This window comes from Amycolatopsis sp. WAC 01375 (genome assembly GCF_003947325.1).
In the GTDB taxonomy this organism is placed as follows: Bacteria; Actinomycetota; Actinomycetes; order Mycobacteriales; family Pseudonocardiaceae; genus Amycolatopsis.
This window is the reverse complement of the sequence record NZ_QHHW01000010.1, coordinates 15909-30327: the sequence shown is the minus strand read 5'-3', so window position 1 is coordinate 30327 and position 14419 is coordinate 15909. Positions and strand designations below refer to the sequence as shown.

13 protein-coding genes are annotated in these 14419 nt (G+C 69.4%); 2 read left to right on the top strand and 11 right to left on the bottom strand.

The window, feature by feature from the left end; genetic code table 11:
* Positions 1-3: 3 nt before the first annotated feature.
* From DL991_RS02360 to DL991_RS02320, 9 genes are all read right to left on the bottom strand, one after another.
* Positions 4-1278 (bottom strand): HAD family hydrolase, encoded by a 1275-nt coding sequence (locus DL991_RS02360; protein ID WP_125780477.1) that lies wholly within the window; start codon positions 1276-1278, stop codon positions 4-6.
* A 42-nt stretch (positions 1279-1320) separates the two neighbouring features.
* Positions 1321-1929, bottom strand: coding sequence for a histidine phosphatase family protein (locus DL991_RS02355; protein ID WP_125780475.1), 609 nt, complete (start codon positions 1927-1929; stop codon positions 1321-1323).
* A 9-nt stretch (positions 1930-1938) separates the two neighbouring features.
* A complete protein-coding gene (locus tag DL991_RS02350) occupies positions 1939-2559 on the bottom strand; it encodes a class F sortase (protein ID WP_125780473.1) in 621 nt (206 codons plus the stop codon).
* On the bottom strand, positions 2556-3164 hold the full coding sequence (locus tag DL991_RS02345) for an excalibur calcium-binding domain-containing protein (RefSeq protein WP_125780471.1): 609 nt from the start codon (positions 3162-3164) through the stop codon (positions 2556-2558). The genes DL991_RS02350 and DL991_RS02345 overlap by 4 nt, the downstream gene beginning before the upstream one ends.
* A 127-nt stretch (positions 3165-3291) precedes the next feature.
* The gene (locus tag DL991_RS02340; protein WP_125780469.1) at positions 3292-4443 is read right to left on the bottom strand and encodes a GAF domain-containing sensor histidine kinase; all 1152 of its coding nucleotides are present in this window, start codon (positions 4441-4443) and stop codon (positions 3292-3294) included.
* A 14-nt stretch (positions 4444-4457) separates the two neighbouring features.
* A complete protein-coding gene (cydC, locus tag DL991_RS02335) occupies positions 4458-7709 on the bottom strand; it encodes a thiol reductant ABC exporter subunit CydC (RefSeq protein WP_125780467.1) in 3252 nt (1083 codons plus the stop codon).
* Positions 7706-8713: a cytochrome d ubiquinol oxidase subunit II gene (gene cydB, locus DL991_RS02330; RefSeq protein WP_125780769.1), complete on the bottom strand. Its 1008-nt coding sequence runs from the start codon at positions 8711-8713 to the stop codon at positions 7706-7708. The genes cydC and cydB overlap by 4 nt, the downstream gene beginning before the upstream one ends.
* Before the next feature lie 300 nt (positions 8714-9013).
* Positions 9014-10525: a cytochrome ubiquinol oxidase subunit I gene (locus DL991_RS02325; protein ID WP_125780465.1), complete on the bottom strand. Its 1512-nt coding sequence runs from the start codon at positions 10523-10525 to the stop codon at positions 9014-9016.
* 81 nt (positions 10526-10606) lie between these two features.
* The gene (locus tag DL991_RS02320; protein ID WP_233598643.1) at positions 10607-11059 is read right to left on the bottom strand and encodes a hypothetical protein; all 453 of its coding nucleotides are present in this window, start codon (positions 11057-11059) and stop codon (positions 10607-10609) included.
* 188 nt (positions 11060-11247) lie between these two features.
* Here DL991_RS02320 and DL991_RS02315 point away from each other — a divergent pair, with 188 nt between their 5' ends.
* On the top strand, positions 11248-11835 hold the full coding sequence (locus tag DL991_RS02315) for a TMEM165/GDT1 family protein (RefSeq protein ID WP_125780766.1): 588 nt from the start codon (positions 11248-11250) through the stop codon (positions 11833-11835).
* Positions 11836-11923: 88 nt separating this feature from the next.
* Positions 11924-12595 carry a DUF998 domain-containing protein gene (locus tag DL991_RS02310; RefSeq protein ID WP_125780463.1) on the top strand — a complete coding sequence of 224 codons (672 nt, stop codon included), beginning with the start codon at positions 11924-11926 and terminating at the stop codon, positions 12593-12595.
* Between the two features lie 13 nt (positions 12596-12608).
* On the opposite strand, the gene DL991_RS02305 is transcribed toward DL991_RS02310, so the two are convergent.
* Both DL991_RS02305 and DL991_RS02300 read right to left on the bottom strand, forming a co-directional pair.
* On the bottom strand, positions 12609-13247 hold the full coding sequence (locus DL991_RS02305) for an IclR family transcriptional regulator (RefSeq protein WP_125780461.1): 639 nt from the start codon (positions 13245-13247) through the stop codon (positions 12609-12611).
* A gap of 253 nt (positions 13248-13500) precedes the next feature.
* Positions 13501-14358, bottom strand: coding sequence for a hypothetical protein (locus tag DL991_RS02300; protein ID WP_305016678.1), 858 nt, complete (start codon positions 14356-14358; stop codon positions 13501-13503).
* Positions 14359-14419 lie beyond the last annotated feature (61 nt).

Here is a 14419-nt window from a genome sequence, read left to right as displayed (position 1 = left end):
CGCTCAGGGATGCACGGTGTCGCGCTGATCAGGGATGACCGTGCCGTCGTCGCGCAGCACCGGGCCGTGCGTGCCGTCGGCGTTTTCGTACGCCGTCGTCGAGCACGGGTAAGCGCGGTTCAACGCGGGGAAGGGCTCGATGAACATCGGGTTCACCGCCCATTTCCCGTCCGCGTCGTCGTAGGCGCGGCACATCAGCTCGTCCTTGTTGCGGTTGAGCGTGACGCGGACTCCGGTGGCGTCGCGCAGCATCGTGACGTCGGTGGTCGCGTCGCCGCCGGCGAGCGCCTGCCGCCGGTCCGCCGGTGCCGCTTCCATCGCCTTCGCGCCGCGGATGCCGAGGATGCGTTCGTTGATGTAGCACCGTTTGCCGTCGATGTAGGTCATGATCTCGTCGGCGCCGTCGGCGTGCCCGCCGCAGCCTTCGAGGTGCCCGTTGATCCGGCCGTTCGTGGTCTGCGAGTAGATCCCGAGCGTGCGGCTCGGCGGGATGCCGACCGCCGAACCCCAGACGTCCGCGAACTCCTTGGGCGAGGCGGAAACGACCCACGTCGAGAAGCCTGCTTTGTTCAGTGTCGCGATCAGGTCCTTGATCTCCGGGTAGTACCGGATCCACGCGACCTGCGTACTCGAACCGACCTTCTGGGTCGCCCCGATCGGCGCCAGCAGCGCCGCGGCCCTGGCCTGCCGGGCGATCGCGCGAACCTCGGACGGGCGGTATCCGGCGTTGATCTGCGCGACCCAGGCGTAGGCCGCCTCCATGTACCGCCGGTCGTTCCCCGCGAAGACCTCTTCGCCGGTGGTCGTCTTCGCGTTCTTCCGCACCGAGAGGAGCTCGTCGGCGCAGGCGACGTTCTCGCTGGTCGGAAGCGGTTTTCCGGCCGGAGTGGCGGTGCCGCACGCCTTGGTCAGCGCGTTCGCGCCGGCGTCGGTCATGAACCGGCTGGTCGTGCGCCAGTCCTTGTCGCGCGGTTGCAGGACCTTGTCGTGCCGGATCATCCAGAAGACGGTCTGGTCGGAGATGTCGTTCTTGATGACCGTGTTGTCCCAGTCGAACACCGCGATCGGCCGCTCGCCGTGCTTCGCGCCGCAGCGGCCGCGTTCGTCGATGACCTGCTGGATCTTCGCCGCGTTGTCGCCGTACCAGTGGTCGGCCAGTCGCAGCTGCGGGCAGCGCGACGTTGTCGACACGGTCGAAGCGGCGGACGTGCCGGGCACCGCCACCGGTACGACCGCCACGGCGGCGGCAAGGGCCACGGCTCGCAGGAACCTCGGCATGTCATCTCCCCACATCATGATCGACAGTTCGGGGAGATCCTGTCATTTCCCGGCGAGCGTAACGACCTGCCGGTTGTGGAAGTAGTCGTCCTCACGCAGCACCGTGACGCTGCCGGGTGAACCGCGGAAGTCGACGTATCCGGCCGACTCGAGCGGCATCCGGATCCAAGCGGCGATCACGAAGGTGAGCGCGCCGCCGTGTGTGACGACGATCTGGTGCTCGCAGCGGCTCTCCAGGATCGACTCCATGGCCGCGTACACCCTCGCGGCCATCGCGCCTTTCGTTTCGGCGCCGGGGATTCCTTCGTCGTGGCCGAGCCGGTCGCCGACGGCGGGAGGCGGGACGAACCGGCTGTCCAGCCACTCCTGCGGACGGCCACCGGCTTCTCCGTACGACTTCTCGCGCAGTCGCCGGTCCAGGATCGGTGTCACGCCGAGCCGGTCGCCGATCACTTCCGCCGTCCGGGCGGTGCGGCGCAGGTCCGAGGAGTAGAGCTCCACCTCTTCCGGCACCCTCGCGCGCAGCGACTCGGCGACCGCGGCGGCCGCGCGTTCACCCGCGGGTGTGAGTTCGGCGTCGAACCATCCACCCACGAGGCGATCGACGTGATGGGTGGCCTCCGGATGCGTGACGACGTAGACGGTGCGCATGCCTCGAATCTAGGCGCGGACGAGTTTCGCGTAGGCGATGACGTTGTCGAGGTAGTTGCCGGTCGAGGAGTCGAAATCCCCGCCGCAGGTGATCAGGCGCAGTTCGGGCCCGGTCGTGTCGCCGTAAACCTTCTCCGTCGGGAACGACGCCTTCGAATGCCGTTCGACCGCGTACACGGTGAACACCGCGGTGCTCCCGTCCACGCGGTGGACGAGGGCTTCGTCGCCGGTCTTCAGTTCCTTGAGCCGGACGAAGACACCGGGGACCTTCTTGTAGTCGACGTGCCCGGCGAGGATGGCGGGCCCGGTCTCGCCGGGTGCCGGGCCGCCGGTGAACCAGCCGGTGGTGATCGCGTCCCGCGGCACCTGCAGGGTGCCGTCACCGGCCAGGCCGAGGTCGACGATCTCGCCGGTGCGGACCCCGATCGCCGGGATCTCGAGTCTCGCCGGTTTCGCGGGCGCGAGCGGCGGCACTTCCGCGACCGAAGACACCGTGGAGGGCGACGCCGGCGACGCGACCTTGCCCGGCGGCGGGACGGCGCACGCGGTCAGCACGGCCGCGAGCACCACCCCGAGAAGTGTGCCGATGACCAGCGGAAACGGCCACCGGCGCCAGGAAGCGGAGGTCATCGTTCGGCACGCCGCCTGAGCACCAGGGACGCGCCCGCGGCTGTCGCGGTCAACAGCGCCGCGCCTGCCAGCGCGACCACGCCGATCTCCAGGGGACCACCGTTGGCTTCTCCGCCGCCGGTCGCGACCCCGCCGACCGGTTTGACCTTCACCTGGCCGGATTTCGCGGGTTCGCCGAACCGGGACTCGCAGGCGTATCCGTCATGGTCACCGTCGAGCTTGTGCGGGTCTCGCGGGTTTTTCTTGAGCTCGGCCTGTGCGGCGGCCTGCGAGGGGAAATCGGCGCAATCCTTGTCGGCGGATTGCGCCGGTTTGGTTTCCGTGACGATCGGCGGAACGGTGGGAGTGATCGTTTTGGTCGGCGCCGTTCCGCGTTTGGGCAGCGTTTCGCAAGCGATTCCGTCGTTGTCTTCGTCCAGGCGGTGCGGATCGGACCGATCTTTTTCGAGTTCGGCCTGTGCCTCTTCCTGGTACCGGAAGTCGCCACAGTCGAGATCGGCGATCGCGGGCGCCTCCACCAGCGCGAACGCGACGGAAGCGGGGCCGAACAAGGAGAATCCGGCAAGGATGGCGGCCGTGCCGATGGCGCGACGAACCGAGGACATGGGGAGTCCTTTCACTGGGAATCCGCGCTGCGAGCGCGTTCGATGCACTTAGAATCGCGCACCGGCCCCAGCCGTTACGGATTAATCCGAAAACGCTGACAGTCACTCTAACGAGCGACAAAGACCGTTAATTACACACGGTTTGGTCGAGCGGAACGTCGAAAGCGACCAAAGTACCCAGGCTCGGCGAAGAATTGATCGAAAAGCGCCCACCGGACGTCGTCGCGCGTTCGGCGAGATGGCGGAGACCGCGTTTGGCGACCCCCTGCGGGACACCGGATCCGTTGTCCCGCACGCGAAGTTTGACGCCTTCCGCGTCGCGGCTCAGTGTCACGCGGGTTTCGCTCGCCCCGGAGTGTCTGACCACATTGGACAGTGCTTCGCGCAGGGCGGCGCGGATGTGGTCCGCCTGTTCGGCCGGGATGTCGGCCAGTTCTCCCGAAAGTTCGAGGGTCGGCGGGTAGCCGAGCAGCTCGCCCGCGATCCGCACCTCGCCCCGCGCGGATTCGGCGAGGTCGGTGGCGGTGACCGTCTCGTTCTCGGGTTCCGGGCTGCGCAGGGCGCGCACGGTGCCGCGGATCTCTTCGATGGTCTGGTCGAGCTGGTCGATCGCCTCGGACAGCCGCGCGCCGTCGGCCTGCGCGAACCGCTTCCGCATGTTCTTGCGGACGCGGTCGAGCTGCATCCCGGCGCCGTAGAGACGCTGCACGATGACGTCGTGCAGCTCGCGCGCGATGCGTTCACGCTCTTGGTACAGAGTCACGCGGTGCCGCGCGTTGGCGCCTTCGGCCAGCGCGAGCACCACGCCCGCCTGGGCCGCGAAGGCCGTCAGGACCTCGACCGTGCTGGCGGAGAACGGTTCCCCGCCGTGGCGGCGGTACACGGTGAGCGCGCCGAGGACGCGCCCGCCCGCGCCGAACGCCGACGCCGCGAACGGCCCGAAGCCCTGGAGCTCCGGCGGCACGAACGGCGCCGTGCGGGGATCGACGGTGAAGTCCTCGCTGACCACCGGCTTCCCGCCCCTGGCCACCTGGCCCGCGGCGGAATCGGCGGAAAAGGCCAGCCCTCGAAGGCCTTGGGTGGTGTCCCCGTGCGCGGCCTCGGCGACCACCTGGCCGTCGTCCGCGCGCACCATGACGAGACCGAGGTCGGCCTCGGCCAGTTCGACGGCGCGGGCGACCACGGTCTCCAGCACGTCGCCCGGGTCTTCGCCGGACAGGGCGGTGCCGGTGATCTCGGTGGCGGCGGACAGTGCGCGCGCGGCAAGCGTGGGATCCATGAGCGCTATCGACATTAGACCGCTCCGGCCCTTGTGCGCGCTGTGACCCGGCCCTCCCGCACCTCCAGGATCACGTCCGCGTCACCGGCTTCGGCGGCGTTGTGCGTGACGTGGACGACGGTCTTCCCGGCGAGCGCCTCGCCGAGCCGTTCGCGGACGGTGCGCGCGGTCGGTTCGTCGAGATGGGCGGTTGGCTCGTCGAGCAGGACGAGATCGGCCCGCGCGGCACCGAGGACGGCGCGAGCCAGCGCGACCCGCTGCGCCTGCCCGCCCGACAGTCCGGCACCCGCGCTGTCGAGCATCGTGGTGAGCTCGACGTCCTCGAGAACGGCCTGGTACAAGGCATTCCGCAGCTCCGCCTCGGACGCCGCCGGTTTGGCGAGCCGCAGGTTCTCGGCGACCGTGGTCGAGACGAGCATCGGTTCCTGCGGCGCCCAGGCGACGTTCTCGGGAGTGGCCACCTCGCCTTTGCTCGGCTTGAGGAAGCCGAGCAGGGCCGCGACGAGCGTCGACTTCCCGGCGCCGCTCGGGCCGACGACGGCGACGTGCGTCCCGGGCGCGATGTCGAGGTCGACCCCGGTGAGGACCGGGCGTTCGGTGCCGGGCCAGCCGAGGTCGGCGTTCCGGATCCGCACCCCGCCGGTGCTATGAAAGGCCCCTTCATTGCAAATTTTGCTATGAAGGACTCCTTCATTGCACGCGGCGAGGCGCAGACGGGCCTGGCGCAAGGTGTCCCAGTGCTGCGCGGCGGGCGGAAGAAGGGAGAGGACCTCCGCCAGTGCGAGCGGCACCAGGGCGACCACGGGCGCGAGAACCGGGTTCAGCGCGCCGGCGGCGACGGAGCTCACGGCGAACCCGGTGCTCACGACGGTGGCGGCCCCCGTCGCCAGGATGATCAGGGCATCGGCCGCGCCCGCACCGAAAGCCTGTCGCCGTGCTTCGGCGGTCAGGGCCGCGTCGGTGGTGGCGATTCGGCGACGTCGCTCTTTGTCGGCCCCGTACGCGATCAACTCGGCGGCGGCTTCGAACAGGCTCAGCACCTGCGCCGACACCGAACGCCGTCCGGCGGCCAGCGCACTGGTCGCGCGGCGTTCCGCCCGGAGCGCGAGCAGCGGCGCGAAGGCGCTGACGAGCACGGCCGCGGCCAGCGCGAGTCCGGCTTCGGGCAGTACGGCGGCCTGGACCGCGATAGCGCCCACGGCCACCAGCGCGACCACGACCAGCGGCGTGATCACCCGCGGGAGCAGGTCGCGCACGGTGTCGGTGTCGCCGACCAGCCGCCGCTGCTCCTCACCGGCCCGAAGCGCGCGTGCCGGCCCGAGCCGCACCAGCGACTCCCATAGCCGGACGCGCAGGCTGCCGGCGATCCGGAACGCGGCGTCGTGCGTGACCAGCCGTTCGAGGTAGCGCAGCCCCGCGCGGCCGAGGCCGAACGTCCGCACGCCGACGATCAGCACCGTCAGGGTCAGGATCGGCGGCTGTTGCGACGCCTTGGCGATCAGCCAGCCCGAAAGCGCGGTCAGCGCGACCCCGGCGAGCAAGGCGGCGGCGCCGAGCAGTGCCCCGCCGAAGAACCTGGGGTGCAGCAGGTCGCGCCAGGGCAGCGGCTTGGTCGTCCGAGCCTCTTCCACGACTCCGGTTTCCGCTCGCACGTCAGTCGACATGTCGACACCGGACGTGCGTTCGTGTGCGGCGATGATCGCGGCGGCACCGTCGTCGACGGCTTCGCGGACCGCGGTCATGACCAGCCCGGCGTTGACCTCGTCGAGGTGGGCGGTGGGTTCGTCGAGCAGGAGCAGCCACGCGCCCGACCGGATCCGCACCAAGGCCCGCGCCACCGCGACGCGCTGCCGTTGTCCCTGCGACAGCTTCGAAACCGGTCGTCCGGCCAGCCCGGCCAGCCCGAGTTCGCCGAGGATGTCGTCGGCGCCGACCTCCTCACGAACCGTGCCTCCGCCGAACACCGGCGACTGAGGCACCCATGCGACGCTCTCGCGCCACCGCTCCAGATCGGCGTCGGCGAGGTCGGTACCGCCGACATCGATCGTCCCGTCGTGGGCCTGCACGAAGCCGAGCAGCGTGGCGAGCGTCGTCGATTTGCCGCCGCCGCTCGGCGCGCGCAGCCAGGTGATCCGACCGGGCCGGACGCTGAACGTTTCGCCGTCGGGCGCGAATCCGCCGCGCCTCGCGACACGTAGCCCGCCGACGTGGACCTCGCCCTTGGCCGGTGTCTCGGAACCGTTGGGCGGCAAGGGTTCCGCGAGCACGTCCGCGACCCGGCGCACGGCCTCGACGCCGTCTTCGCTGGCGTGGAACGCGGCACCGACCGCGCGCAGCGGCTGGTAGCACTCCGGCACGAGGATCAGCACGCCGAGCCCGATGGCCAGCGGCAGTTCGCCGGAGACCAGCCGGACGCCGATGACGACCGCGACCAGCGCGACCGAAAGCGTCGCGATCAGTTCCAGCGCGAAAGCCGACGCGAACGCGACCTTCAACGTTTTGAGCGTCGTGCGGCGATGCCGTTCGGAGATCTTCCGCACCGTCTCGGCCTGCGCTTCGGCGCGACGGAACGCGCTGAGGATCGGCAGCGCGCGGACGAGTTCCAGCAGATGCCCCGACAGCCGTTGTTCGGCGTCCGCGGCGTCGGCGACCCGCTCGGCGGTGTGCTTGCCGATGAGGATCGCGAACAGCGGAACCAGCGGCACGGTGATCACGACGAGCAGGGCCGACGGCCAGTCGACGAACAGGATCGCGGCACCGGCGGCGAGCGGCACGATCGCGGCGGTGACCAGCGCCGGGAGGTACTGGGTGAAGTAGGCGTCGAGCGCGTCGAGACCCTTGGTGGTCAACGACGTCAGCTCGCCGTGACCGCGGCGCGCGATCCACTCCGGGCCGAGTTTCAAGGCGTGGTCAAGGGCCTTCGCGCGTAGCTCCTCCTTCGCGCGGGCGGCCGCGCGAACGGAAACGATCCGCACCGCCCAGCCGGTCAACGCGCGTCCCGCGACGAGCGCGAGCAGCACGGCCAGTCCGGCGGTGCGGTCCCCCGGTGTTCCGCGGACGACCGCGGAGAGGACGTCGGCCAGCAGGAAAGCCTGGCCTACCAGCAAGATCGCGTTGACGAAGGAGAGGATTCCACTGAGGATCAACGCCCGGCGCGCCGCACTCGAAAGTGGAGCCAGCGCGCCGAGCGGACCCTTCCCCGGTCGCGCTGGGTCCATTGTGGACTCCGTGGCGGAAAGGGTGTCGCGGCCGGGAAGTTCGGTCATGGTGCGTGCACCGGTGGGATGTGCCGGGTGCCGATGCGCTTGCGGAACACCCAGTACGTCCAGCTCTGATAGATCAGGACGGCGGGCGCGCCGAACAGCGCGACCCAGGTCATCACGGTCAACGTGTACGGGCTCGACGCCTCGCCCGCGATCGTCAACGTGTTCGCCGGGTCCACAGTGGACGGAAGGACGTTCGGGTACAGCGCCACGAAGATCGCGACGGCGGAAGCCGCGATGACCCCGCCGAGCGCGGCGAACGCCTGCCCTTCGCGGCCCGCACGGATCCGGAACCACGCGACGACCGCGGCGACGACGGCGATGCCGATGAGGAGCAACGTCCACAGGTCACCCGTGCGCAGCTGGACGACGATGAGAAACGCGAGCAACGGCAGCAACGCGACCGGGAGGAGACGGGTGGCCAGGTTCCGCGCCCGGTGACGGAGGTCGCCTTCGGTCTTGAGCGCGAGGAACGCGGCGCCGTGGACCAGCGAGAACCCGACGACCGCGACCGCGCCGAGCAGGGTTTCGAAACGGACGGCGGCGAACGCGCCGCCGACCCGGTCGCCGTCGGCGTCGAGCGGGAGGCCGAGGACGGTGGTCGCGAGGAGGAGGCCGACGCCGAACGGCGGGATCCACGAGCCGATGCCGATGACGCGGTCCCAGTTGCGGCGCCAGCGATCGGAGTCGACCTTGCCGCGGTATTCGAACGCGACGCCGCGGCCGATGAGGGCGAGCAGGACCACCAGGAGCGGGAGATACGCGGCCGAGAACAGCGACGCGTACCAGCCGGGGAACGCGGCGAACATCGCGCCGCCGGCGACGATCAGCCAGACCTCGTTGCCGTCCCAGACCGGGCCGATCGTGTTCACCATGACGCGGCGCTCGGTGTTGTCCTTCGCGAGGACCGGCATGAGCATGCCTACGCCGAAGTCGAAGCCTTCGAGGAAGAGGTAGCCGAGCCAGAACAGGGCGATGACGCAGAACCAGATCGTTTCGAGGGTCATCGGGCACTCCTGCTTGCTTCGTTCACTTCGGCCTGCTGGCCCCTCGCGTCGCCGGCCCGAGCGTTGCGAAAGCCACTTTCGCAACGCTCAAGGTTGCGAAAGTGGCTTTCGCAACGCTCCCCCAGGCCGCCCTGCACCAACCGGCCGTCCCTTCCCCTGTTGCCCTGAGTTATCCACAACCAGTCGAGTTGTCCACAGATCGGCTGTGGGTAACCCACCCGAGCGATACCCCCGATACGCTGGGTGCGGGGCCGTCCCCCGGGAAGGGCGGGGGGCTGGGTAGGTGAGCTCAAGAGGCGATCAGTAGGCGAAGGCCAGCGCGTCGTCATCGCTGTCACCGCCTTCGGATTCGCCGTTCTTGCTGGTCGAGGCCGGTTTCTCGGGTGGCATGACGGCGTCGACGCCACCGCGGACGTACTTGCGCATCAGGAACACTTCGACCACGCCGAGTACCGCGTAGACGGTCGTCAGAGCGATCAGCGACGTCCACACCTCGCCTGTGGACAACTTCGAGACCGCTTGCGCGGTGAACATCCACACGCCGTCGACACCGGTCGGATTCGGCACCACCACGAACGGCTGACGGCCCATCTCGGTGAAGATCCAGCCGGCGCTGTTGCCGATGAACGGGGTCGCGATGCCGCCGAGCACGAGCCACGGGAACCACCGCTGCCCGGGGATCCGCCCGCGCCGGGTCAGCCACAGCGCGAGCAGGCCGATCCCGGCCGACATCGCGCCGAAGCCGATCATCGCGCGGAAGCCCCAGTAGGTCACCGGCAGGTTGGGCACGTAGTCGATCGGCTTGCCCGCGAGCGAACCGAGCTGCGGGTCGTCCGGGTAGTTCGTGCCGTACTTCGCCTGGTATTCGGTGATCAGGTCCTCCACGCCCTTGACCTCGGTCGAGAAGTCGTTGTGCGCCAAGAACGAGAGCAGGGCGGGCACGTTGAACGTCTTGACGTCCTCGCAGTTGGCGCCTCCGACATCCCCGATCGCGATGATCGAGAAGCTCGCCGGTTTCTCCGTGTGGCACAAGGCTTCCGCCGAGGCCATCTTCATCGGCTGCTGCTCGAACATCAGCTTGCCCTGCATGTCGCCGGTGATCGCGAGCACCGCGAACGCCACCACGCCGGTCCAGCCGCCGAGACGCAACGACGAACGCCACACGGAGCGGTGCTCGTCGTCCTCCGAACGCTTGCGCCACAGCTGCCAGCCCGCCACGCCGACCAGGAATGCCGCCGCCACCGAGAAGGCGCCCGCCAGCGTGTGCGGGATCGCGGCCAGCGCGGTGTTGTTCGTCAGCACCGCCCAGATCGAGTTCATCGTCGGTTTCCCGTCGACGAACTCGACCCCGACCGGATGCTGCATCCACGAGTTCGCCGCCAGGATGAAGTAGGCGGACGCCACGGTCGCCAGCGAGTACGCCCACGCACACGCCAGGTGGACCTTCTTCGGCAGCTTGTCCCAGCCGAAGATCCACAGCCCCAGGAAGGTCGACTCGACGAAGAACGCGACGAGCCCTTCCATCGCCAGCGGCGCGCCGAACACGTCGCCGACGAACCGCGAGTACGCGCTCCAGTTCATCCCGAACTGGAACTCCTGCACGATGCCGGTGACCACGCCCATCGCGAAGTTGACCAGCAGGAGTTTCCCCCAGAACTTGGTCATCTTCAGATAGCGCCGGTCGCCTGTCCGTACCCAGGCCGTCTGCATCCCGGCGACCAGGACGGAAAGCCCGATGGTCAGCGGGACCATCAGGAAGTGATAGACGGTGGTTATGCCGAACTGCCACCTAGCGAGATCGAGAACCTCCACGCCTCAAGCCTGCTCACCCCGGGGTGCGCCCGCCAGTTCAAGTGGTCCCGTTCTCTCCGGGACGTAGGTCCCGCGCCCTGGTCAGCCGAGGCCGGCGAGTGTGAGCCGTGCCTCGTCGGCGATCTGCCGCCGCACGCCCGAATCCCCCAGTGTCAGCACGTGGGCCAGCGCCAGCGCGTACGCGGCGTCGAAAGCGGCCTCGACGTCGACGGCGATGTCAGGCCGGACGCCGACGCCTTCCCAGTTGGTTCCCGTGACCGGGTTCACGGCCCGTCCACCCGGGACGGTGACATCCAGCTGGGTGTCCACTTTGTACTGTCGCCGTGGGCTGATCAGCAGCGCGACCGCCATCGGATCCCCGCTCCGGTTCTCCCGGACGTCGACGATCAGCGAGTCGGTGGTCGCGAGAGCGTCATCGCGGCGGCCAGCGATGTCCGGCCCGTAGAACGACTTGGTCTTCAGGTAGCCGACGTTCCCGGCCAGCCGTCGCGATGCCGTGGCCGCAGGTGTTCGTCCCCGTGACCTTCCGTCCATGCTCCCGGACGCTACCAGCGGAGCCTGAAAAAAGAATTCGGTTCACCGAAACCTCAATTCCGCCCCGCCATGAAAAACAATTCGCCCGCACATGCCGTGCGATTCGGAAAAGCCATCAGCTTGCCTTTCTCTGAATCGCCCCTTTATCGTTGCAGTGAAAGGGGTGACGAACCATCATGTCTAGCTCGATGCTGGCGCTGATCAGCGCGTTCGGCCTGGTGCTCGCGGTGGAACTGCCGGACAAGACCCTCGTCGCCACCCTGGTTCTCACCACCCGTTTCCGCGCGTGGCCGGTATTCGCCGGAGTCACCGCCGCATTCGCCGTGCAATGCGCGATCGCCGCCACCTTCGGCAGTGTGCTCACTTTGCTGCCGGAGACACTGGTGACCGCGATCGTCGCCGCGATGTTCGGTATCGGCGCGTTCATGCTCCTTCGCGAAGGGTTCCGTCCCGGCAAGGACGGCGGAGAGGACGCGTCGCGTTCCGGGCCGAGCCCCGCGACCTTCTTCCGCTCCGCGCTGACGTCGTTCGGTGTGCTGTTCGCCGCCGAATGGGGCGACGCCTCTCAGCTCGCGACGGCCAGCCTGACCGCCCGCTTCGGCAACCCGTTCGCTGTCGCGCTCGGCTCCTTCGTCGCGTTGGTCGCCGTCGCCGGGCTCGCCGTCTTCATCGGCGCGAAGGTGCGGAGCCGCATCCGCCCGAAGCTCATCCAGCGCGTCGCGGGCTTCGTCTTCGCCGGGTTCTCCCTGTTCGCGCTGGCCCAGCTCGCGTTCTGAGGCGCACGGGGTTTTCACAGGTTCGCCGGGTAACCTTTCGGAAACGAAAAGGTGAACACCCGCCCCGACGTGCCTGGAGAAACCGGTCGTGACCTCCCCGAAGATCCTCGCGGCCCGTGCCGTCTCCCCCGTGCACGGCAGGCTCGCGATCTTCGGCATGGCCGTCGCCGTCGCCATCTCGATCGACCTGCACCTGCGGCTGTCCGGCCAGGTCAGCCCGATCTGGCAGACGCTGTCCGAGTACGTCTACGGCTATCTCTCGCCCGGTTCGACGGCGGCGCCGCTGTTCGGCGCGATGTGCCTGGCGCTGGGGTTCGGTTCGCTCGCGCTGCTCGGCGGCATCGCGAAGGCACACCGCAGCGGCTACGAATCCGTTCTCGTCCTGCTCGGCGTGTGGTGTGCCGGGCTGTTCGTCCTCGCGCTCGTCCCCGTCGACCCCGAGGGACAGGCCCGTTCGCTGGCCGGGCAGATCCACAACTACGCCGCACTGGCGGCCTTCCTCGCGCTTCCCGCCGCCGCGTGGCTGCTGACCCGTCCCGGCCGGGCGCGCTGCCCGTGGGAGCCGCGCCGCACGACGATCCGGCGGCTTTCGGTGGCCAGCTTCGCCGCGGTGATGATCGTGCTCGGCGGCTTCGTCTGGACGATGCTCACCGGGCCGTCACAGCAGGAGGTGACGCTCGGCCTGTTCGAGCGGCTGCTGTTCGCGGTGGACCTCGCCCTGCTGGCGACCATGGTGCGCCCGCTGCTCAGCCACCGCTGAGCCTGTTGGCGCGCTACTCGGGCTGCTTCAGCACCTCGGCCAGCCGGACGGCGGCCGCGACGACCGCCGGGCCCACCACGGAGGCGTCCAGCGGCTCCAGCGACACGACGCCGAGGCTGGCCTTCAAGCCCGGCACCCCCCGCACGGGCGCGGCGACCCCGGACGCGCCCGCCTCCAGTTCACCGGACGAGGTGACCCAGCCTTCGCCGCCGGGACGCAGCGTGATCGCCTTGCCCGCGGCGCCGGCGGACAGTGGATGGCGGGTGCCGACGCGGTAGGCCACGTGGAAGCTCGTCCACGACGGCTCGACGACCGCGACGGCCTGCGCCTGGTCCCCCTGCGCGACCGACAGATGCGCGGTCGCGCCGACCTTCTCCGCCAGTTCGCGCAGGACCGGCCTTGCCGCCTCGCGCAGCTGCGGGAGGACCTGTCCGGCGAGCCGGAGCAGGCCGACACCCAGCCGCACCTTGTTGCCGTCGCGCCACACCAGACCGCGTTCGGACAGCGGGACGAGCAGCCGGTAGACGGCGGCCCGGCTCGCGCCGATGGCGACGGCGAGTTCGGAGATCGTCGCCGCCTCGCCACCCGCGTCCGCCACCGCCTGCAGCAACGCGAGCCCTCTGTCCAGGGTCAGCGACCCTTCACGAGTCACGGCCGACTCGCCCCAGCCCCACGCACCCCAGCCCCACGCACCCGAACCTCACGCAACCAAGCCTCACGCACCCGAGACTCACACGCCCGAGGCTCACGCACCCGAAGCTCACGCGACCAAAGGTCCCTTGATCCCTTGAAGTCGCGCCTTTTGGCCGAAGGCCCCGCTATCGCGATGACAGGGCGCCCTCCAAACACAGGCGACCTTCTACGGCCACCAGCGCCCTGGCAGCGCGATAGCGGCAGCGCGATGTTCAATGCAGCAGTCCGAGTTCCCCGAGGTCGGCGACGGGCTCGTCGAACGACGCCGCAGCGTACGAGGCGAAGAGCCCGCGAACGGCCTTCGCGGCCGGCTCCGACATGCCTTTGGCCTCGGCGGCCAGTGCGGCGCCGTCGGTCGATTCGAGCGCGGCGCGCACGTCACCGCCCGAAAGGCTCCGCGCGGACGCGACGATCAGGTTCAGGAACCCGTGGTGGGTGAAGCCGCTCGACTCCTCGGTGTGCCGGACGGCCCGGTGCAGGCTGTTCGTCGCCTTGAACGACGCCCCGGTCGAGCCGCTGACCACCGCGAGGAAGTCGGCGACCTCGTCGACGCTGGGGAAGTTCTCGCCGGCCTTGCCGCCGCAGCGGATCTTCGGCCAGCTGCCGTGCTCGATCACCTTCCGCACGCCGTCGAGCCAGCCGACGCCGCGCCGCGGCTCGACCACGCGGATGACGTCCTCGGGCACGAACTCGGAGACGCGCTCCAGCCAGACCTCGTCGACGTCCGACGGCGCCGGCATCTCCACCATGCGCAGCGCGAGGATCTCGCTGCGCGATTCGACAATGGAGATCGCCTTCGGGACCCCGCCGAGGCCGGTGTCGATGATCAGCGACAGCGGCAGCGGCTCCTTGGGTTTGATCTTGATGAGTTCGGTGATGAGCTCGGGCAGCCTCGACGCCTGGCACAGGAACACACCGAGGATGCCGGAGTGTTCACCGGCCCTCGACGCGAAGTGCGCACGCAGCGCTTCGGGCATGGACGCCTCGCCGGGCGGGAACAACGCCGAGTCGTCGACGAGCCGCGCGAACAGGGGAGGGATTCCTCGGGGGCCGGGTGGCGTGAGTTCCACAGCGCTTGACACGACTGACACGCTAGTAGCGTACGACATCAGGACAAAATCGTTCGCACAA